This window comes from Parasphingorhabdus litoris DSM 22379, from assembly GCF_020906275.1.
In the GTDB taxonomy this organism is placed as follows: Bacteria; Pseudomonadota; Alphaproteobacteria; order Sphingomonadales; family Sphingomonadaceae; genus Parasphingorhabdus; species Parasphingorhabdus litoris.
Genome location: NZ_CP086727.1, coordinates 170,752 through 189,916, shown reverse-complemented (window position 1 = coordinate 189,916; position 19,165 = coordinate 170,752). Strand labels below are relative to the sequence as shown.

Here is a 19,165-nt window from a genome sequence, read left to right as displayed (position 1 = left end):
GGGGAGAGGAGATCAGTGTGTCACCTCAAGTTAGGCACCGGACCGACGCGAAGCGGAGGCAAGCGCGACTGCGCGCCGCGCCTTATTGGCGCGATAGCCAAGCGGGCGGAGGCCCGCGCCCGGCGCCTGAGGGCATCAATAAAGACTCCTCATTCCCCTCCCCAAAGTTCACACAGTTCTCACCACCTCTTTCTCCACGGCCTGCTCACCGTCCTCCTGCTCATAAAAACCACTGCGCTCCAGAAACCCGCTGCGGTCAGCCCGCTCCCAGTCAAGCTCATCCCAGTCTTCACAATCGGCCAGATCAAGGTCAGACACATCAATATCCTCCGGCGCCATCGCCTCGATCTGCTCACGCCCGTGCTGCAGGCGCAGGGCGTTCATCAGCTGGGCATTGGTCAGGCCGTCGCTGTCCGTGCGGGCTTTCTCACTCGCCGTCTGGCCTGATGCGTCAATCTCCTCGACCAGCTCTACGCAATCATCCCCGTTGCCGATGCCCTCCAGCAGATCATCAAACTTCTCGGCTGCGACCCGTGCCGGCTTGCCTGCCAGATCAAGCCCATCGGCCATCTTGTCGAGCCGTCCCAGCGCCGCCAGAAACAAGGGAGCGCTCCAGCGTTCCCTTGTCCCCACTTCCTCGCCCTGATGCCAGACCGCTTCGCGCCAGCCGTTAAGCCCCTTATCCATCAACTCATCCTGAAAAATATCCCGCGCATGGATGATCGCAGCATCCCATGCCCGGGCGAAGGCCCGCGCATCCGGTCTGCGCCTCAGCTTATAGGCGCTCTCCCGAGACAGCCCGGCATAGCGCGCCGCTGCCCTTACATTACCCGTGCGCGCCAGGGCTTCAAGAAACTGCACCTGCTTATCCGGCGACCAGCCATCATGCCGCGCCCGGGGCTGGGCAAGATCATCGGTGGCAGGGATGTCGGTGAAATCATCGCGCGAAGGCTGATCGGTCATAGCTTGTGTTCCTTATGTTGGGGGGAACAGACAGATATAACCTATATGGTACACTGTAGGAAAGGGGGAGTGAAACAGTATAGTTTCTAATGTCCGAGCAACTGTTTTAGAGAGCGGGCCTTGAGATTGTTGATTTTTGCAGCCACAATTTCAATTTACGGAGCTGCATAAAAGTAACAATCATACTCTTTTGAGCATTGGAAAATAACAGAAATTGTTTTCAATACTTCCTTTTTTTGCGACAAATTCAGATCATCTGTGATTGTCAGTTCCAGAAATGGACGCGGATCAAAGCTATCCATTTCTTTTCTGAAGCTATCCATTTCGGACACTGTTACTGGTTGGCCATTCCAAGTGTATGACATATTACCATCTACTACAATCGCATTAGAAATCATCAGTTCTACTTCTGGTTTTGAAGTCAAAAAACCTTCTTCCATAGCAAATTCTATTGTCTTTTGACTATTGTCCACGGGTACACACGACCATAGTCCGACTATACCAAAAAACGATATCGAAAAGCTCTTAACGACATCTATGCGCATGGATTGAATACTCCCATATGCCTTGTTGACTGCGTTACCTGCACAATAGGCCGAAGGATGTATCTCTTCTCCCCGAAGTCTCCGTTATAACCTCAATTGATTGTAAACGTGATCGCCTTCATGCGCCACCATATTTGCTCGTTCATCTTCACTAGAGAAGCGCTGGCCTTTCAGCCAGAGATAATTTGCGCCAGCTTCTCTTCGCTCGGAAAGCGCAGAACAGCCTTTGTCAAAGAATCGGCTTCTAACCTAAGAGCCTCGCTTCTAATCTCTACAGCCTTACCGGTAGAATTGAAAATACTTAGCCAAAACTGACAATAGAGCGATATATATTTTCCATCATCATCCTCGCTTTCGGAAAATTTTTCCAAGCATTCTTCAATCCTTGATCGCGCTTCAGGCAAGCGATCTTCGCGAACCATAAGTCGTGCGTCATAAGCTATTATGAATTCAAACTCCTCTTCATTACGGTTTAGTATTTTATCCAAATAATGTCGTGCCTTCTTCAGCCGATCATTTCTCCGATGCATTTCCGAGAAAAACAGATCAATGATGCTCAAAAAAAACTTGATCATTCTTTAGACTATCCATTTCATAATCTTAGTCATCTTTCTTCTTGCCGAAAATTCGTTTATAGGCCCTTTTCCCTAACTCGCCAACAAAAGCTGCAGCGGCATTTACTCCTGTTTCATCTTCCATTGCGCGAGCCATCCTGCGCACCTGATCATCAACACCAGTGGCCTCTACATGAGCTTCGGCTTCTACTCCACTAGTACCTATCTCTAGTTCACCACTAGAATCACCAGATTGTCCGACCAACTTGACACCATCCTTGGTCGCCGTAAACGAACCGCTAGAATCACCGGATTGTCCAACCAACTTGGCGCCATCCTTGGTTGCCGTAAACGAACCGCTAGAATCTTTCGATTGTCCCGAAATCTCAAGGCCATCTCTGCCAGCCGAAATGCTGCCACTTGATTCATCTGATTTTACTACGATGGTGACGTTTGAATCATCGTATTTAACTGTCACAGATCCGATAGTGTATTTTTTTTCTTCTGTCTCCATACCTGTCGGATCAATCTTCCCAACCGGATCATTCCCAACATAAGCATAGAGATTATACTGATCCTCATATCCAATAGGATCGGTCTGCAGGAACCGGCCCATATAAGGCGAGTAAGCCCGCGCCTTATAGTGATAGATGCCGATTTCCGGGATCAGGATCTGGCCGGTATATTGGAACCGGCCGATATTGGTGTCATTGGGAATACCATAAGCATCATAGGCGTTGACCCCGATCGCGTTGCCGCTGGCGTTGGTGATCGCTGCGATGCTGCCTTGCCAGTTGGCGAACAGGTGGCGGCGATTGGTGCTGTTTACGGTGCCGCCGTCATACCAGACCAAAGGCTGATCCACGCCATTGCCATGCACGTAGCGGTGTAACATGGTTCCGGCGGTATTATATTCCCCGACAAGCGCATCACCGTCATATAAAAAACGCGTGGTGCCAGAGGGCGCTGCCACTTCAAACAGGCGTCCCAGGGGATCATATTTCAGCGTCGCTGTCTTTACGCCCGATGCGCTGATCAGGCGGTTTTCCGTGTCATAGGTGAAGTTGACCGAGCCATCGCTGGTCAGATTGCCATTCAGATCATGCGTGAAAGCTGCCGGCCCGGCTTGCGTATATTGGTTGAGGCCATTGACGGTATAGCTGCGCTGCACATTATAATGCGCGGTATTGGTGTACAGAGTGTTGGACGTGGTCCGCGATTTAATCTGACTGGCGGGCGTGTAGGCAAAGCCAAAGCTGTTATCCTCAGCCGTACCGTTGAGACGGATTTCTATCGAGCTGACCCGGCCCGCCGTATCATATTGCAAATAGCTTTCCACGGCAGTGGCGCGGGTGTTTGAGACAAATTGGCCCTGATTGTTATAGGCCTGCTCACTGAGCAAGGCCGAGCCATTTTCCCGCAATTCTTTCTGCCGGTTCAGCCCGTCATAGCTATAGGTAAAATATTGCCCATCGGGATGGGTGACGCGGGTGCGGTTGCTATTCTTGTCATATTGATAGGATAATGTCCGCGATTGCCCGCCCATATTATTGGTGGTCGAGGTGACCCGGCCGACAGCGTCATAAGCCGTGGTAATGCCCTGACCAGAGGTGCTGGCAAAGCGGGCATAAGTCTGCAATCCGCGATTATCATAACCATAGTGGACATCATTCGCTGTGCCCGGCAGGTCCTTCAAAATATTGCGATTCAGCGCATCATAGCTGTAGTTGATCAGCTGCGCATCGCGCTTTCTCAGCTGGGTGCGGTTGCCATTTTTGTCATAGCTATATTGTTCATAATCGCTGGCGTCGACGACTCCCGCGCTGTCCAGCGCGGTGACCGGATTGCTGCCATCGAAACTGCTGGGCTGGGCTTTGCTGGGGAAATACCAGCGGTATTGCCGGTCATGGCCATCATAGGTCAACAGCGCCGCGTTACCATTGGCATCGATAATGTATCGCTTCTTGCCATTAGGCGTATAGGTGTAGGTAACTTCTGCCTGTTCCCGCGGCGTGCCGACCGCCTTGCGGACCTGTATCAGCCGGTTAGTGATGCCATCATAGACATTCTCGGTAATCCGGTCCTTGCCATCGGCACCTTCGGTATCATGCGTACAGGCAGAGGCGGACAGACTGCCATATTGCGCCGGGTTCATCCGCTGGGCAGTACAAGTGACCCGGCCCAAATCGTCATAACTATATTGGGTCATAGCATGGGCTTGCGTGACATTGGTTGCCGTGCCCGTCATTTGCCAGCTTTTCAGCTTGCGGTTCATATTGTCATAGGTGCTGTGGACGGTGCGGTGAACCGTAAAACCGCTCCAATTGGCCGGCGCAATGGCCTCGGATTGCCAAGCGGCAAGCTCGCCTGTTTCAACCTTGATCACATTGCCGCGTATGTCATAGGTGGTGCGGGTGGCGAGATATTTGAGCGCGCCGCTTCCATCGGGATCGGGTGCAATCGTACCCGTAACCTGCCCCTTGATATCATAGCGCGTCGCACTTGTATAAGCCGAGGCAGAGCTTTGGGCATAAGCCGTTGTCGCCACCAATGATGTGCCCAGTGCGGCAAGTGATGCGGCCGCAATCGCAGAACGCCGGACATGATTTTTCAAATTCACACGGAGCTTGTTCATGGGCATGTGCTCCCCGTGCCTTCGGGCTGGGTCTCAGCGATCTTCCGGCCGTATTTATCATATGTGTAGCAGGTGCGCAGGTTAAGGCCGCCGCTGTCAGCAACCATTCCGCGCTGAAGCAAATTGTTCGGCCCGGAGGTGGGGCCATAATCATAAGTGGTTACCACCTCATCAGCAGTACCGCCGGCACATCCGGAACCTGCCGCAGCCGAAGTTTTGCAATATTCTTCCGATGCCAGAACCCATATAGCAGGCTGCATTGCGACATAGCTGGAGCCACTTTTGATCATCGCGTTACGCTGCACATAGGTGCGCCGTATCTGTGGGCGGACACCGTTTACCGCCGGCTTGGTCTCGGTCAGCATCCCGCCATGGGTGGCGCTATAGGTATAGTCCGTCTCGTTTCCCTTGGGATCAATGACCCTGGTCGGCTTGTCACACAATACGTCGGCCGCAGCGCAAATGCTCGGCGAGGCCCATTGATAGCTGGTCGGATAAATCCAGCCTATAGTATTGTTAGCTAATCCAGATCCGGGTTTGGCTCTCTCTATCCGCAAGGTCACATTATCCGCCCAGTCGCGGGTGAACTGGATACTATTGCCTTCCGAATAAGTGATCTTGGAGGGGTATATGCTGTAATAATGGATCGTGTAGTGATCTCTATAAGTGATTTGATAAGCGCCCTGGGTTGAATAGGTATAGCTAGTCCGCCCTTCTGGCCCCACTATCGACTGAACAAACCCATTGCCAAACACAGCATCGGTCGAACGCCCTATCGGCGGCTTCATTGTGGAATAGGTTTGTAAAATTTCACCTGGATAGGGGGTGTAATCTCCGCCACTATCCTCAGTTGCTATGTGCTCGTAATTCCAAACCTCTCCGTTGGCAGTAGTCTGCTGGACAACATGGTCAAAGCGTTTGGTCAGATCGACCAATACTTGCCCGGCAGGCGGCGTCCAATGGACATTCTGTATGGCGCACGTCGAGCTGTTAGGAAGCGTGACACAGCTTATGTACCGACCTGTATATTGAAGATTGACTACTTCCCCGGCAACATTGGTAATGGATGTTATCTTTCCAGAAGAATCTCTGCCATATGTGATCTTCAAGTCCGATGCGGCACAGGTGGAATTGGTCGAGACCTGTGTCAGTGTAAGATTGTAGCCGCAAGCTGCAACATTATAGCCAGAATAATCCAGCACCACGGCATAGCCACGGTTGCTCTTCACCAGCTTAAGACGCCCCGAACTATCATAGCTGTTGGTTATGGTATGCCCATCCGGGTGCTCAGTACTGATCAAAAGTGTTTCAGATGCCGGAAGACTGGAATGCCCCGCAAAGCGATAAACAGTGCCCGATTTATAAGTCAGAACATGTTGACTGCCACTATTCACCATCTTCCAACCCACATTAGAAGAATCGAGGGGAAAAAAGGCCCCTGACGACAGAATACTGAACTTTATCTGCTGTTTGCCGACTTGAACGAATCTGGCATTGGTTGGAACTTGACCAATACCGCCGGTGCTATGTTGCCATGTTCTGCCATGCAAACTGGTGGCGAATCTTGAGGGTGGTCGCTGGCCACCAAGCGGTCCCAATCCCTCCCCAATAGATTTAATATAGTGATCAACCACCAGCGGCCCGATTGAAAGTTCCGTGCCTTCCTTCACAAATCGTCCGGTATTCAAATCGACGCCATGGGGTGACATGGTCGAGACTTGCGGGAAGCTTTGCCGTTCATCAAATTGCTGCGCGGATGCAGGGGGCGCGAAAAAAGCGATTACCAGCAAAATTACAAGAAAATGTGCTTTAAGGTTCACGCTGTCAGCTCCAGAGAGTGTCTTGATAGGACAACAAAGGCTCATTGCTCAGGCCCTCCACCACCGCCCGGACAGGTCTCTGATGTAACCCAAGTCAGCGTAAGTAACGCAGATGCCGTGGCGCCCTTGCTATCGCGAATGCCATAATTGATCTGATACGTGCCTGGATTTGTCGTACCGCTGACATGGACATAGTTGCCCGAGAAATATGGGGTGAGCGGCCCTGACACCCCCGTAAGCGTAAGTGTATCTCCATCGGCGTCGGTGTCGTTGCTCAACACCGGATAGTGCATCGCCGAACAGGAAACGGCGAAATAATCGGGATTAGCAACCGGCGTTGTGTTGGGCGCTTCATCATCAGTAATAGTGCCCATGCCTTGCCCCCCTGAAATAGTGGCACCGCTGGATGCGGCGGTGAGATTGAAGTAGAACTTTTCAGGCTGTTCGTAGAAAACATTGTCGATGGTCGGTATGACGATGGTCTTACTGGTCTCAGCCGCCGTAAATGAGAGTGTGCCGCTATTACCAGTATAGTCCGACCCATTTTCCGCAGAATCATCGGCGGTAGTCCAGTTCAACCAATAAGTCTGTGTGGTTGTACCAGTTTTCGTGATCGTGAAGCTAAGAGACTGCCCTTCTTCCGCACTGGCATCACTCACCGCAAAGCTGGGCGGCGTCCCACCACCGCCAGAGCCGGGCGCACCTGTTGCCCCGCTATCTTGCATATTGCCGATCGGAAGAACCAAAAAACCGTTTATCGGAAGAACGATAATCTTCTTTCCAGCATTTGGGTTGATGGAACCATTGGGGCTGCCGCTAACGGTATACTGCGTTCGATTTCCGGCATCATCATAGTCAATATCTGTGACGACGCCGTTGTTGACGGAGCCCGTTTGAGACGTACGGACTAAACGGCCTAGCTCATCATAAGTGTAAGTGACGGTTTCACTGGCGGTAGCAGGAGCGACAGTAAACAGCGCAACAAACGCAACTATCGATGTGCGAAATATTTTATGATTTAAGGGTGACTTATGGCCTGCGCCAGATTGTGAGAATTGAGATTTCTTGCCCCGAAGAACGGTCAAAACCGCAATTTCCATAAACGCCCCCTTTTATATTTACAATCCTGTCATCATTACAGTTTCACGTCAATGTAAATAAATATCCATTTTGGACACACCAATGTAATTTCATATACGTATTAATAATATATGTAGAACGACACACTTATACGGATCCATAATATTTGATGGAAAACAGAATTTGGGCGCGTGACTGTCGCAAATGGAGTTATCAAATTCCGACGACCCAGCAGCGCAAAGATTCGAGAAACTGCACCTGCTTATCCGGCGACCAGCCATCATGGCGCGCCCTGGGCTGGGCCAGATCATCGGTGGCAGGGATATCGGTGAAGTCTTCATGTGAAGGGTGGTCGGTCATAATGCTGTTCCTTATGTTGGGAGAACGAACAGATATAACCTATCTGGTTAGCTGTAGGAAAGGGAAGAAATCACGTGCAGGCAATGAAGACTGCTCTATCTCGGATGCCGGAACAACATTGCGGCCTATTCAATCACAGGCTGGGTATTTAGTCGTATCGACGTCGGTGCATACTCTGTCTTTTGGCAACCCCAATACGCTTACTTCAGCTGGGAAAAAAAATAGCTTTATTGCGGCCAAACCAACGATGGCGAGTATAGCGGTTAAGAGAATTTTCACTAACTTTTTCAAATTTCATTCTCTCCAATAGAGGCTTCAGATTCGCAATTTACAATGATCGAAATTATCCCCAAACCCGACATAAGCACTTTTCCATATGGTCTCTAAACTGTTACAAACCTTCGCTTAAAACCGAGCTGATCACTCGCTTTTGCTGACTGGCATCGGAACTCTCCATATCTTCGAGTGAAGCAAGTGTTATGAGTGCTTTCCACAAAGCCCATCCACGAGCACGATTCCAAGTTTCGTTATCCATTTCCATGTGGGATTTAAATATCCCACGGCTCTCTGGCGTCAGGAAAGTCCAAGCTAGAACCAAATCGCAGGCAGGGTCTCCGATCCCCATCCCACCAAAATCGATTACAGCCGCCAGCTTTCTATCTTTTACGATAATGTTTCCCACACTGAAGTCGCCATGCACCCATACGGGTTCCTTAACCCATTCGGAGCTTATAGCCTGCTTCCAACTAGCAGCGACCGCTTCGGTATCGATTAGGCCTTTCAATTTGTGGATCGCTGCATTTGTTTCCTCATCGTAAACTTTAAGAGAGCCGCCTCGATAGAAGTTGTGAGGGCCGGCCAATGGGCCCTCCGATGTGTTAATTTGGTGGAGTTCTTTCAGGAATCGAGCACAGTCACGGGCGAATTGCCTCAAGTGGCATTCATCCAGTATATCTGCAGTGTCACCTTCTATCCACCGGTAAACAGACCAATTCCAAGGATAGTCACAAGATGGTTGTCCCATAGCGAGCGGCTTTGGAATTGGAAAAGACAAGCTGGGCGCTAACTTAGGCAACCACTTTTGCTCAATAGGAACCTTTACAGCGTATCTTTCAGCACTGGGTAACCGCACCGTCATATCGCTACCCAAATGAAACGTCCGATTGTCCCATCCATTCAATTTGACAGGTTTTATCGCCAAACCTGCCCATTGTGGGAATTGTTCTGCAACAAGTCTCGTCACAAGCTGTGTGTTAATGACGGGTTGGGCGGTCATTTGACCATATTACAACAAGCCCATATCCAAAGGAACGTTTATCGAGCGAATGCTATGTTTCGAACCCCAACACGAGCTCGCCTCACTAAACACCAACCACCTTATCCCATGGACCGGTAATCGCGAATGTTGTTGATGGCGAATAGAGATTCACAAACATGGTTGACCCATCTGGTGAAAAACAGGCGCCGGCAAATTCCGTCTGGATGCGGGTCCGGCCAAATATGTAGGTTTTGCCATCCGGCGTAACACCGCGCAGGTGATTGTTGGTAATATCGGTATATTGGTCTTCCGAAACCATCAGATGCCCGTTGGGCATGACACAGATATTGTCGCCAAGATTATAGATGGCCGGATCCTGGCTTTCGAGGAACAGTTCCAGCTTGCCCTGCTTGCCTTTACCGCCTTCTTTCCGGCTTGGCTTGTAGCGGAAAATCTGGCCGAATTTTTTCGCGCCGCCGCTGGTTGCGGTGAAAAATAGCTGCTGCTCTTTTTCGTCCCAGAAAATGCCCTCGCCGCGCGCAAACAGGGTCGCGCCCAGTTTCGCGCCGCGTTCGCGCAATTCGCCTGCGCTGCGTTCGGGATTGTCCAGGGTAATCCACTTGGCGCGGTGGGCGGTGCCGCGGTCAATCTGCTGGCTGTCCCAATTGCGCGTATCGGAAATATCGCCCAAGGCCAGCGCCTGCAACGTGCCGCCTTCGGCCAGCTTGCCCTTCACCTTGGGAATGAAACGATAGAAGAGGCTGTCACCGCGATCTTCGGTCATATAGGCAATGCCCGTACGCGGATCGATGCAGACCGCTTCATGGACGAAACAACCCATGGCTTTGAGCGGCACTGGATCGACAAGGCCTTTATGGTTTGCGGGCACTTCGAAAATATAGCCGTGATTCTTGTCCACGCCGTCGCCAATTTCGTGCGCACTTTCTTCACAGCTCAGCCAGCTGCCCCAAGGCGTGACGCCGCCCGAACAGTTGCGCACCGTGCCGACCAGGCTAAGATATTCCTCAATCACCTTGCCTTCGTTCATGTCATAAACCAGCGTCGTCGTACCGCCGGGGATCGGCATTTTTGATTTGTCGCTCAGCCGGTCATAGGCTTTGAAATCAGCGCCCACTTTGCTGCGAAACGGCCCCTCGCGCAATTGCCGGTGGTCCAGTTCATGGTTGCGGATCAGGGCAAGCTTACCTTCGCCCAGATCGATACAACCCATGCCATCGGCAGCATTAGGCACAACCATTCCATCATCCATCAGGTTCCCCATCCGCGAGATGACCTTATAGGAAAAACCCTCTGGCAGATCGAGAAGCCGCCCCGGATCGGACAGCAAATCGCCATAGCCCGCCACTTCATTCTTGCCCGTGAACGGGAGATTCGCATAAGCACGTGTGGCAAGGCCGACAAAGGCTGCGCCCAACATGGTTGCCCCAAACTGGCGGCGGGTGAAAATCATATCCGTGGCACTCCCCAAAACTTCACTTTAAGGCCCATGCTATAGCGGCAGCAGATAATTGCAAAGTGCCTGTTTGGTATTGCAATATGACCGAAGTGGGAGACGGAAGGCTGCCGGAAAAAAATAAGCCCCGCCGGCTTGAGGAGCCAGACGGGGCGGTGGAACAACGGGTCGCAATTTTGTTCCGGGATCCTGTGTAGCGATTGATCCAGCCTCTGCATTGTACAAAATGGTCATCATGGCCTTTTTATGCTGTTTTCCCATCACTCCCTCGATACTGAAAGGCGATCCAGCCTTGCCGCTTCACCACGGAAAATCACCGATACCGGAGTGAAAGAGCCGTAAAAATACAGATCATTTAATCAGTTACACATTTACTTGAACTAGTTCTTGTATCTGGCATCGCTTGTTATAGAAATAGAGCAAACAGGGGCATTATATATCTTATGAAATTTTACTTGTTTGCACTCACGTGCGCCATGTATTTCGTTCTCGGTTCAGTTGCACAAGCGTCCGCTGATCCCAAATTTGCAAAGCCGGGCGAATGGATGGAGGTCGCGGACCTCGATCAAATCCTCGAAGATAACGCCGGAAGTGAAGCGGTGTTGGTCATATTGGACCAACAAAGGCAGCTAGAGGTCGGCAAAGTCTCATCCTATCGCGATGTCGCAATACGCATAGACTCTGCCAAGACCATGTCGCAAATGATGACGCTTTTTCGTCCCATATGGCATCCGGACAAGGGCGACCTGACGATACATCGTTACGAAATAATTCGCGGGAACGAGATTATTGACCTGACCAGCATTGATGGCATTTTCGACGTGATCCGCCGCGAGAAAGATCTCGAGCGTCAGCAGGTAAACGGCATGCTCACGGCCATTTCCCAGATTGAGGATTTGCAGCTCAACGACATCGTGCGGATGAGCTTTACAGTTACCAATCAAAACAAGGCGCTGGCGGGGCGAGTCCAGTCATCGGGCGGGTTTGTCACCTCTACGATCAAAATAGATTTCAGTCGTCAAGTGGTGCGCTGGCCCAGCAAGATGAAAGTCCAATGGCGAGGATCAAAAGACGAAATCGTTCCAGAGCAAAAGGATGATGGAACATGGACCAGCTTGAGCTTCGACCATCGCCCCAAGGAACTGGACTATAAAATTCCCAAAAATGCACCGCCGCGCTTTAAGCAGAAAAGCTATTTTGAGGTCGCCAGCTTCACATCATGGGAGGATGTCTCCCGCGTGAATGCGGCCCTTTATCCCCAAAATGACGGCATTGTAAAAAACGGCGATCTGAACCGTGAAATTCAGGCGATTGCCAAACGAACCCAAGACAAACAGGAACGCATGGCTCTGGCTCTTCAATTGGTGCAGGACAAGGTTCGCTATCTGTATAATGGCCTGGGGTTCGGCAATTATACGCCGCAAACGCCCGAAGAAACCTGGCGATTGCGCTATGGTGATTGCAAGGCCAAAACCTATTTGCTGCTGGCAGCGCTCAGGCGGCTTGGCATTAAAGCGGTGCCGATGCTCGTCAACTCTGGTGAAGGCGATAATGTAAAGGACCGGCTGCCGTCGTTTCAGGCGTTCAACCATATTATCGTGAAAGCTGAGCTGGACGGCAAAATCTATTGGCTCGACGGTACATATAGTGGCACCCGCCTGGCAGACCTGGGCGATTCACCGACACATAGATATGGCCTTCCAAGTCTGAAACGCGGCGCAAAGCTGGAAGCCATTCCCATTCGTCAGCCGGGCCGTCCTTATCAGATGGTGAAGGTCACATATGATCTGACGGCGGGAACCAAATTACCGGCTCCGTTCGAACTCCATGCGACGTTGCGGGACAGCGATGCGCGCAAACTCAAAGAAGCGATGGCCCAAAGGACAGCCGAAAAATCGAAAGAGATGCGCGAAAAACTGGCTCTGCAATATGTGCTTGATGGCTTGCTGACCGAAACACAATTTTCCTATGATGAAGATCTGGAAACAGGATATCTGACTGCCAAAGGCCTGTCCTATCTGGATTGGGAAACCAAGGCGGGCAAGCGGCGGCATGAGCTGTGGAGTATCGCCAGTGGTTTCAAAATACAAAAGAGCCGCGATCGCGAGGAGCTGCGCGAATTGCCGGTTGTGATCGGCTATCCCTATTTCTTCAGATATCATGTCACCTATAATTTGCCGGAACGCTACAATATGGCAAAAATGACGGGACAATCTGAATTTAGCGAGGAGCTTGGCGGCTATCAGTTTAATCGCTCCGTCCGTAAGGAAGGCAACCAAGTCATTTCCGAGGAGGAATATTTTACAAGCCGCTGGGAATTGCCGGCTGCTGAATTCGAACCGGAACGTCAGAAACTCGCGTTGTTGCGGCGGAAAAATGTAGAAATTGTTCTTCCTGAAAACACGCCGGAACCCTGGCAGGAACTGGAACATTACGTGTCATTGGAAGATATAGCAAAACTGCAACACGCATTTGACAAGCATGTTAGCCTGGCAAAGGATGATGATGACAGCGCTTTGGCCAATCGCGCCTATTTCTTCCAGTCCATCGGTAACTATGATCGCGCAATAGCTGATCTTCAGGCAGCTTTGGCGATAGAATCGGATCCCGAAAACTACAAATGGCTCGGTGATTTGCAGCTTGGCATTGATCCGGTGGCGGCAAAAGCAAGCTATCGTAAAGCTACAGAAATCAAGCCGGCTTATTTCGATGCGCTGCTCAATCTCATTCGGTTGCATTTGCGGCGCGAAAGATTTGAAGAGGCGAACCTGATTCTACAGAAAGCCAAGGATGATGGCCTGACAGATACCAGTGTCGATTCTCTGCAAATCGAAATCCTGCAAGCCGAGGGCAAGTTCAAAGAAGCGCTCCGGATTATGAATGATCTGGTCGAGGAAGAACCCGATGCTGCCGGTTATCTTGCGGATCGCTGCATGTTGCGGGCGATGGAAAAAGTGGACCTGGACGCCGCGCTCGAAGATTGCACAAATACAATCGAATTGGCAGAACGCAGTGCCTACTATCATTTCATACGCGGGCTAGTGCACTATCAACAAGGCAATTATCAGCAGACCGTCAAAGATCTTGATAAGGCGATTAAGGTCAATGACCATCTGGCATATCTCTATATTTTGCGCGCCGCTGCTCATGATAAATTGGGCAATACCGCAAAGTCAGAAGATGATAGCAGGGCGGCGGAATTTTTTTACAAACATGCCGGTTGGTATTGGGGACATTTCATTCAATAAAGGTGCGGTTCGCTCCTCATGCCGGATATAGCCGCAGCTGGCGTTAAATTCATGCCAATCTGAAAATGGTCGCTTGGCCATGGAAGCGGGCAGTGCAAGAATTTTTTCTGCAAAATGCGCAAAATATCACCTCCGTTTTGGCACAGTTCATCTTTACGGCGTCAAATATCGTCGCGCTAATCTGGAAGGATTTAAATGGCCTATATTATCAAGTTACTGACATTCAGCTTTGTTTTCTCGATCGGCCTTTTAGGATGGTCTCATCTCGCCCAGGCGCAGGATGAAGGGATGCGCGAGATTTTGGTGGACCAGAAGCGGGCCAGTTTCGGCAACGGGAATATCCGGGGGCCACAGCCAGAGGCCCTGCCCGCCATCGGTCATCTTATCACTGCCGATTTCGCTGTGCGCAGCGCGTCGATTGTCGGCGATACGCGCGACCGGCGGACGCGGCTCAAAGAAATTGACGATATGGTCGAAAATGCAATCAAACTGGCACCGAGCTACGGCATCCAGCTGTCCTTTGGAGACAAGGTGGTCGAAGATCTGAATCTCCGCAATTTCCGTGGCTACACCGCAGCCAATATGCTCGGCGCTGGCCGCGCTGATACATCGCAGATCAAATTTCTGATCAAGGTTCCGCTCGACGCGCAATCGGACATGAAAGAGATTGAGAAAAAGATGAATGACTTTGTCAAGAAAGTGAAGCCGGTGGGTCGCGCTGAATTTCTTGGCAAAGGTGATATCACCTTGTCCGTCGTGGCGCCCGACCAATATCGCGGGGACGTGATCGGCGCGATTGCCAAAGACGCATCCGAAGTCGCATCCAGAATAGGCGCGGACTATGCGGTACAGCTGGATGGCATGCAGGAACGCGTCGAATGGATCCGCTGGGGAGGAAAGCAGGTGATGCTCTACATCCCCTATAAAATGCGCGTGCTACCAAAAGGATAGCCTGCGCAGGAAGCGGAGACTAAGCGTTGTATGCCGCTCTCGTAAATCCAAAAAAAGGCGACCCGCAGGCCGCCTTTTCGCAAATTCGATAATCGCAAAACCTTAGCGTTTCGAGAACTGGAAGCTCTTACGCGCTTTCGCCTTACCATATTTCTTACGCTCAACCTTACGGCTGTCGCGGGTCAGGAAGCCTGCTGCTTTAACCGTGGAACGCAGCGCCGGCTCATATTTGGTCAGGGCCTGTGAAATACCATGTTTCACAGCACCAGCCTGACCGGACAGGCCGCCGCCTTTAACCGTCACGTCCACATCATATTGACCTTCACGCTCGGTAATCGCGAACACCTGGTTGAGAACCAGACGCAGGGTTGGGCGTGCGAAATAGGTTTCCTGATCGCGGCCGTTGACCGTGATCTTGCCTTTGCCGGGCTTCAACCAAACGCGGGCCACTGCGTCTTTCCGGCGACCGGTTGCATAAGCGCGGCCATATTGGTCCAGCTCCTGCTCACGCAATGGCATGGTGGATACGGGTGGCTCAGCGGTATCGGCCGCGCCGCCTTCAGCAGCAGGCGCATCGGTTACGGCATCGCCGGCAATTTCTTTAAGATCAGCGAGATCGGTTTTTACATCAGACATTATGCGCTCACCTTGTTCTTGCGGTTCATGGAAGCCACGTCGAGCGGCTGTGGGTCTTGGCCAGCATAAGGATGCTCGGTGCCATTGAAGAGGTGCAGGTTACGCATCTGCGCAAAGCCAAGCGGACCTTTTGGAATCATGCGCTCAACCGCTTTTTCCAAAACACGCTCTGGGAATTGACCTTCGAGGACTTTTTCCGCTGTGCGCTCTTTCAAGCCGCCGGGATAGCCGGTGTGCTTGTAATAGACCTTCTTCTTGGTCTTGTTGCCGGTGAACTTCACTTTGCCAGCATTGATCACGATGACGTGATCGCCGCAATCCACATGCGGGGTGTAGCTTGGCTTGTGCTTGCCGCGCAGGATGTTGGCGATGATCGTGGCGACACGGCCGACGACCAGATTTTCGGCATCGATAATATGCCATTTCTTTTCGACGTCTGCGGGTTTGACCGCCTGCGTCTGTTTGCTGATACCCTTCATGGGATTTACTCCTTTGGAGCCCTCCTTTCAGGAGAGCGACGAATCAAAATGATAAAAGCCGAGCGCAATGCCCGGCCAAGTGGGGCGCTAATGACGGTGTTTGGGCTTCAAGTCAAGCAAAACTGCGGCTTTGCTGACGGGTATAATAATACCCTATTGAAAATGAACTAACCCATTCCAGTCCGTTTTAAGGATCTGGCGATATTTAGGGTTCACTAGTCCTAGTTCTTCGATCGTCCATGCCATTCGCCCAAAATTACAAGGAGCGCATGTCGTGATGATATTGGCTAGTTCGTTTCCACCGCCACGACTATGGGGCAGTAGATGATCAAACTGGAGCCACATCGCTTGTAACGCAAAATTTTGATCCCTGTTTTTTTTGCCCCATTTCACTGCGTTAGGATATTCTCTAACCATAGCAGATCTAACTTCTTTCGGCACAAGTGGGATACTGCAGAATCTGCAAATATATCCGTCACGCGCTAATATTTCCGAGCGTTCGGCTCGATTTGGCATTCTGACTTTAACTCTCTCACCTTTCGGCAAAAGCGGCGGGGCTCCAGCATAACTCTCAACCTTATGAATTATGGGATCATGTTTACCCCAAATTTTGTTAGTCCAATCCCCGATTTTTTCTATATCACTCAATCCAAATAAATTTGCAGCGTCCTCTCTACATCCTGCAAGATGTGCTTCAACAGCGCGCCTCAGCAAATCAGCGGCCTCGTATATTTCCGGAATTGGATCAAGAAGGCATTCTCTGTAAGGTCTTGGAATTTCCATAACTCCCCCCTTTTTCAAATTTCCAACTCAAACAGGCTTTAGCCGCTCGACCATCCATTGTGCATAGGCGGGATCGCAATCATCCGCCGTCCAGCACAGGATGGCCGGTATATCGTAACTATGCAATGTTTTGAGCCGCGCCATCGCCGCTTTGGCCTGTGATCCAACGGTTTTGAGCAGCACCGGATATTCCGGCTCCTCACAAAATTCGCCGTCCCAGACATATTGCGACACTGCCGGGGCCATATGATTGGCGCAGGCGACGAGCTTTTCTTCGATCAATGTGCGAGCCGTTTTTTTCGCCTCGGCAGCGGAGCCGAACAGCGTGTAGATCAGCACCGGCTGGTCGGTCATGTTTTTGAAAGGGCGGGATTTTCACGGCCCAACACATGGATACCCCATGCGGTTGCCGCGACCACCAGTGCGCCGACCGCCTGATGCAGCACCGCCAGCGTGATATCCATATTGGTCATCACTGTCGCTATGCCGAGCAATATCTGGATGCCGAATGCGCTGTGGATCGCAACAGAGGCCATGCGTGATTCGCCGCGAACCTTGCGCGCCAGCACGATCAGGAAAGCGACGGCGACCCACGCCCACCAGCGGTGAATGAAATGGGTGAGATAGGGATCATTGTTGATCGCCGCCCATGCGCCGAAGGTAAAATCAATGCCTTCCGGTACGAAATGGTCATTCATGAGTGGCCATGTGTTGGACACATAGCCTGCGTTGAGCCCCGCCACATAGGCCCCGAAGAGCAATTGAACGAACAGGACCAGCGCAACAATAAGGCCAAAGCCAGTCATTCGCGCAGGTCTTGCATTGCCGCCAGCCAGACGTTGCAGATCCAGTGCCGTCCAGATCAGGCAAGCCAGGATGAACAAGGCCATCAATAAATGTGTCGCGAGCCGGAAATGGCTGACATCAGTCAGTTCGGACAGTCCGGAACTGACCATCCACCAGCCGATAAAGCCTTGCAATCCACCGAGAAACAGCAGGGCGGTCAGGCGCCAGCCATAGCCCTCGGGAATGGCACGTTTCACAGCGAAATAGAGGAACGGCAAGGCAAAGGCCAAGCCAATGACCCGGCCCAAAAGCCGGTGTACCCATTCCCAGAAATAGATGAATTTGAAATCCGCCAGGGTCATGCCCGCAGGACCTGTAATCTCGATATATTCCGGGATCTGTTTGTATTTTTCAAACTCCGACAGCCAGTCCGCCTCATTAAGCGGCGGGATCGCACCCATGATCGGTTTCCACTCGGTGATCGAAAGCCCCGATTCGGTCAGCCGCGTAATGCCGCCGACAATCACCATGATGAAGACAAGAAAAGCGACCGATAGCAGCCAGTTGGCAATGGCCACTGGACGGCTGCGCGATGCCTCGTTCAGAGGCGCATAAGGCTGGGTAGCACTGTTCATGAGCCGCTATGTGATACCAAAGCCGACGGCTGGCAAGTATGGCACACCAAAAACTCGCATATATAGTTGAATGATATGTTGTATCTTAACACTTAGCGGCCTATATCTGCACAAATAAATAACGTAATGGATAGCTGAGTCGTGTTTACGACGTCGAACCTTTGGAACAAAGACGGCCTTTTGGGCAAGGATGGATTGTGGGACCGTATCGCGGTGCTCGTCTCTGGCCTGTGCCTGGTCCATTGCATTTCAACGATGGTATTTGTCGCGTTGCTGTCATCGGCGGCTGGTGCGCTGCTTGATCCGATTGTCCATGAAATCGGCATTGGCGTAGCTATTGCTCTTGGCCTGTTCACACTGGGCCGCGGTGTGATGGATCATGGCTATATTATGCCCGCTGCGATTGGCGGTCTTGGCCTCGGTATCATGGCAGGCGCCATTACGATCGGCCATCAGGGCGATCACGGCAGTGGTGAAATCCTGTTCACCATGGTCGGCGTCGGGATTTTGGCGCTAGGCCACGACCTGAACTACCGCGCCACGCATTAGTTTTTATTCCCTCAGGCGCCGGGCGCGGGCATCCGCCCGCTTGGCTATCCTCGCATAAGCTCGGGCGCGCGGTCGCGCTTGCCTCGCTGCGCTCGGAGAAAAGCTCTGCAACTGGCACCGGACCGACGCGAAGCGGAGGCAAGGCCGACCGGCCGCCGCGCCTTATTGGCGCGTAGCCAAGGCGACGGATGTCGCCGCCCGGCGCTTGAGGTTCAATAAAGACTCCTCCCCGCCCGGCGCCTGAGGTTCAAAACACTCTTCCCCTCTTAAACACCACTGCGCTCATGCTGAGCCTGTCGAAGCATCTGGCTTGGCGGAAATAACCCTTCGACAAGCTCAGGGTGAGCGCAACCGGAATCGCTATCCCACAGCTCCCCTTGCCCCCGCGCGCAAAAATCCCTAAATCACA

17 protein-coding genes are annotated in these 19,165 nt (G+C 51.8%); 3 read left to right on the top strand and 14 right to left on the bottom strand.

Translation table 11 applies throughout. From position 1 onward, the window contains the following. Window positions 1-168: 168 nt before the first annotated feature. The 9 genes from BS29_RS00980 to BS29_RS00940 all read right to left on the bottom strand — a co-directional run bounded on the left by BS29_RS00980 (window position 169) and on the right by BS29_RS00940 (window position 10,686). Window positions 169-963, bottom strand: a complete 795-nt coding sequence (locus BS29_RS00980; protein ID WP_229953732.1) for a hypothetical protein — start codon at window positions 961-963, stop codon at window positions 169-171. Window positions 964-1,118: 155 nt separating this feature from the next. Then, entirely contained in the window at window positions 1,119-1,403 is a 285-nt protein-coding gene (locus BS29_RS00975) for a hypothetical protein (RefSeq protein WP_229955135.1), read from the bottom strand. Between the two features lie 275 nt (window positions 1,404-1,678). Further along, complete coding sequence (locus BS29_RS00970) at window positions 1,679-2,083, bottom strand: hypothetical protein (RefSeq protein ID WP_229955133.1); 405 nt, start codon at window positions 2,081-2,083, stop codon at window positions 1,679-1,681. Between the two features lie 25 nt (window positions 2,084-2,108). Further along, entirely contained in the window at window positions 2,109-4,697 is a 2,589-nt protein-coding gene (locus tag BS29_RS00965; RefSeq protein WP_229955132.1) for an RHS repeat-associated core domain-containing protein, read from the bottom strand. Continuing rightward, window positions 4,694-6,517, bottom strand: a complete 1,824-nt coding sequence (locus tag BS29_RS00960) for a hypothetical protein (RefSeq protein WP_229955130.1) — start codon at window positions 6,515-6,517, stop codon at window positions 4,694-4,696. The genes BS29_RS00965 and BS29_RS00960 overlap by 4 nt, the downstream gene beginning before the upstream one ends. Window positions 6,518-6,558: 41 nt before the next feature. Then, window positions 6,559-7,617 carry a Calx-beta domain-containing protein gene (locus BS29_RS00955; protein WP_229955128.1) on the bottom strand — a complete coding sequence of 353 codons (1,059 nt, stop codon included), beginning with the start codon at window positions 7,615-7,617 and terminating at the stop codon, window positions 6,559-6,561. A 193-nt stretch (window positions 7,618-7,810) separates the two neighbouring features. Next, entirely contained in the window at window positions 7,811-7,957 is a 147-nt protein-coding gene (locus BS29_RS00950) for a hypothetical protein (RefSeq protein ID WP_229955126.1), read from the bottom strand. Window positions 7,958-8,348: 391 nt separating this feature from the next. Further along, complete coding sequence (locus BS29_RS00945) at window positions 8,349-9,233, bottom strand: aminoglycoside phosphotransferase family protein (protein WP_229955125.1); 885 nt, start codon at window positions 9,231-9,233, stop codon at window positions 8,349-8,351. A gap of 85 nt (window positions 9,234-9,318) precedes the next feature. Next, entirely contained in the window at window positions 9,319-10,686 is a 1,368-nt protein-coding gene (locus tag BS29_RS00940) for an alkaline phosphatase PhoX (protein ID WP_229955124.1), read from the bottom strand. Between the two features lie 446 nt (window positions 10,687-11,132). Between BS29_RS00940 and BS29_RS00935 the strand changes: the two genes are divergently transcribed. Together BS29_RS00935 and BS29_RS00930 are read left to right on the top strand one after the other, a co-directional pair. Next, entirely contained in the window at window positions 11,133-13,937 is a 2,805-nt protein-coding gene (locus BS29_RS00935) for a DUF3857 domain-containing protein (protein ID WP_229955122.1), read from the top strand. A 195-nt stretch (window positions 13,938-14,132) separates the two neighbouring features. Then, entirely contained in the window at window positions 14,133-14,888 is a 756-nt protein-coding gene (locus tag BS29_RS00930; protein ID WP_229955120.1) for a TonB-dependent receptor, read from the top strand. Window positions 14,889-14,990: 102 nt separating this feature from the next. Here BS29_RS00930 and rpsI read toward each other — a convergent pair whose 3' ends face one another. The 5 genes from rpsI to BS29_RS00905 form a co-directional block, all read right to left on the bottom strand. Then, window positions 14,991-15,524, bottom strand: a complete 534-nt coding sequence (gene rpsI / locus BS29_RS00925) for a 30S ribosomal protein S9 (protein WP_229955119.1) — start codon at window positions 15,522-15,524, stop codon at window positions 14,991-14,993. Next, entirely contained in the window at window positions 15,524-16,003 is a 480-nt protein-coding gene (gene rplM / locus BS29_RS00920; protein WP_229955117.1) for a 50S ribosomal protein L13, read from the bottom strand. Before rplM ends, rpsI begins: the two co-directional genes overlap by 1 nt. 153 nt (window positions 16,004-16,156) lie before the next feature. Beyond that, entirely contained in the window at window positions 16,157-16,786 is a 630-nt protein-coding gene (locus BS29_RS00915; RefSeq protein ID WP_229955115.1) for an HNH endonuclease, read from the bottom strand. A gap of 27 nt (window positions 16,787-16,813) precedes the next feature. Continuing rightward, on the bottom strand, window positions 16,814-17,140 hold the full coding sequence (gene cutA, locus BS29_RS00910) for a divalent-cation tolerance protein CutA (protein WP_229955113.1): 327 nt from the start codon (window positions 17,138-17,140) through the stop codon (window positions 16,814-16,816). After that, window positions 17,137-18,207 (bottom strand): COX15/CtaA family protein, encoded by a 1,071-nt coding sequence (locus BS29_RS00905; protein WP_229955111.1) that lies wholly within the window; start codon window positions 18,205-18,207, stop codon window positions 17,137-17,139. The genes cutA and BS29_RS00905 overlap by 4 nt, the downstream gene beginning before the upstream one ends. 141 nt (window positions 18,208-18,348) lie before the next feature. Here BS29_RS00905 and BS29_RS00900 point away from each other — a divergent pair, with 141 nt between their 5' ends. Continuing rightward, window positions 18,349-18,756: a MerC domain-containing protein gene (locus BS29_RS00900; protein ID WP_229955110.1), complete on the top strand. Its 408-nt coding sequence runs from the start codon at window positions 18,349-18,351 to the stop codon at window positions 18,754-18,756. Window positions 18,757-19,165: the final 409 nt, after the last annotated feature.

Excerpts from the sequence above, each read along its gene's own strand:
- BS29_RS00980 (WP_229953732.1), bottom strand. The coding sequence starts at position 963 with ATGACCGATCAGCCTTCGCGCGATGATTTCACCGACATCCCTGCCACC.
- BS29_RS00975 (WP_229955135.1), bottom strand. The coding sequence starts at position 1,403 with ATGGAAGAAGGTTTTTTGACTTCAAAACCAGAAGTAGAACTGATGATT.
- BS29_RS00970 (WP_229955133.1), bottom strand. The coding sequence starts at position 2,083 with ATGATCAAGTTTTTTTTGAGCATCATTGATCTGTTTTTCTCGGAAATG.
- BS29_RS00965 (WP_229955132.1), bottom strand. The coding sequence starts at position 4,697 with ATGAACAAGCTCCGTGTGAATTTGAAAAATCATGTCCGGCGTTCTGCG.
- BS29_RS00955 (WP_229955128.1), bottom strand. The coding sequence starts at position 7,617 with ATGGAAATTGCGGTTTTGACCGTTCTTCGGGGCAAGAAATCTCAATTC.
- BS29_RS00950 (WP_229955126.1), bottom strand. The coding sequence starts at position 7,957 with ATGACCGACCACCCTTCACATGAAGACTTCACCGATATCCCTGCCACC.
- BS29_RS00945 (WP_229955125.1), bottom strand. The coding sequence starts at position 9,233 with ATGACCGCCCAACCCGTCATTAACACACAGCTTGTGACGAGACTTGTT.
- BS29_RS00940 (WP_229955124.1), bottom strand. The coding sequence starts at position 10,686 with ATGATTTTCACCCGCCGCCAGTTTGGGGCAACCATGTTGGGCGCAGCC.
- BS29_RS00935 (WP_229955122.1), top strand. The coding sequence starts at position 11,133 with ATGAAATTTTACTTGTTTGCACTCACGTGCGCCATGTATTTCGTTCTC.
- BS29_RS00930 (WP_229955120.1), top strand. The coding sequence starts at position 14,133 with ATGGCCTATATTATCAAGTTACTGACATTCAGCTTTGTTTTCTCGATC.
- rpsI (WP_229955119.1), bottom strand. The coding sequence starts at position 15,524 with ATGTCTGATGTAAAAACCGATCTCGCTGATCTTAAAGAAATTGCCGGC.
- rplM (WP_229955117.1), bottom strand. The coding sequence starts at position 16,003 with ATGAAGGGTATCAGCAAACAGACGCAGGCGGTCAAACCCGCAGACGTC.
- BS29_RS00915 (WP_229955115.1), bottom strand. The coding sequence starts at position 16,786 with ATGGAAATTCCAAGACCTTACAGAGAATGCCTTCTTGATCCAATTCCG.
- cutA (WP_229955113.1), bottom strand. The coding sequence starts at position 17,140 with ATGACCGACCAGCCGGTGCTGATCTACACGCTGTTCGGCTCCGCTGCC.
- BS29_RS00905 (WP_229955111.1), bottom strand. The coding sequence starts at position 18,207 with ATGAACAGTGCTACCCAGCCTTATGCGCCTCTGAACGAGGCATCGCGC.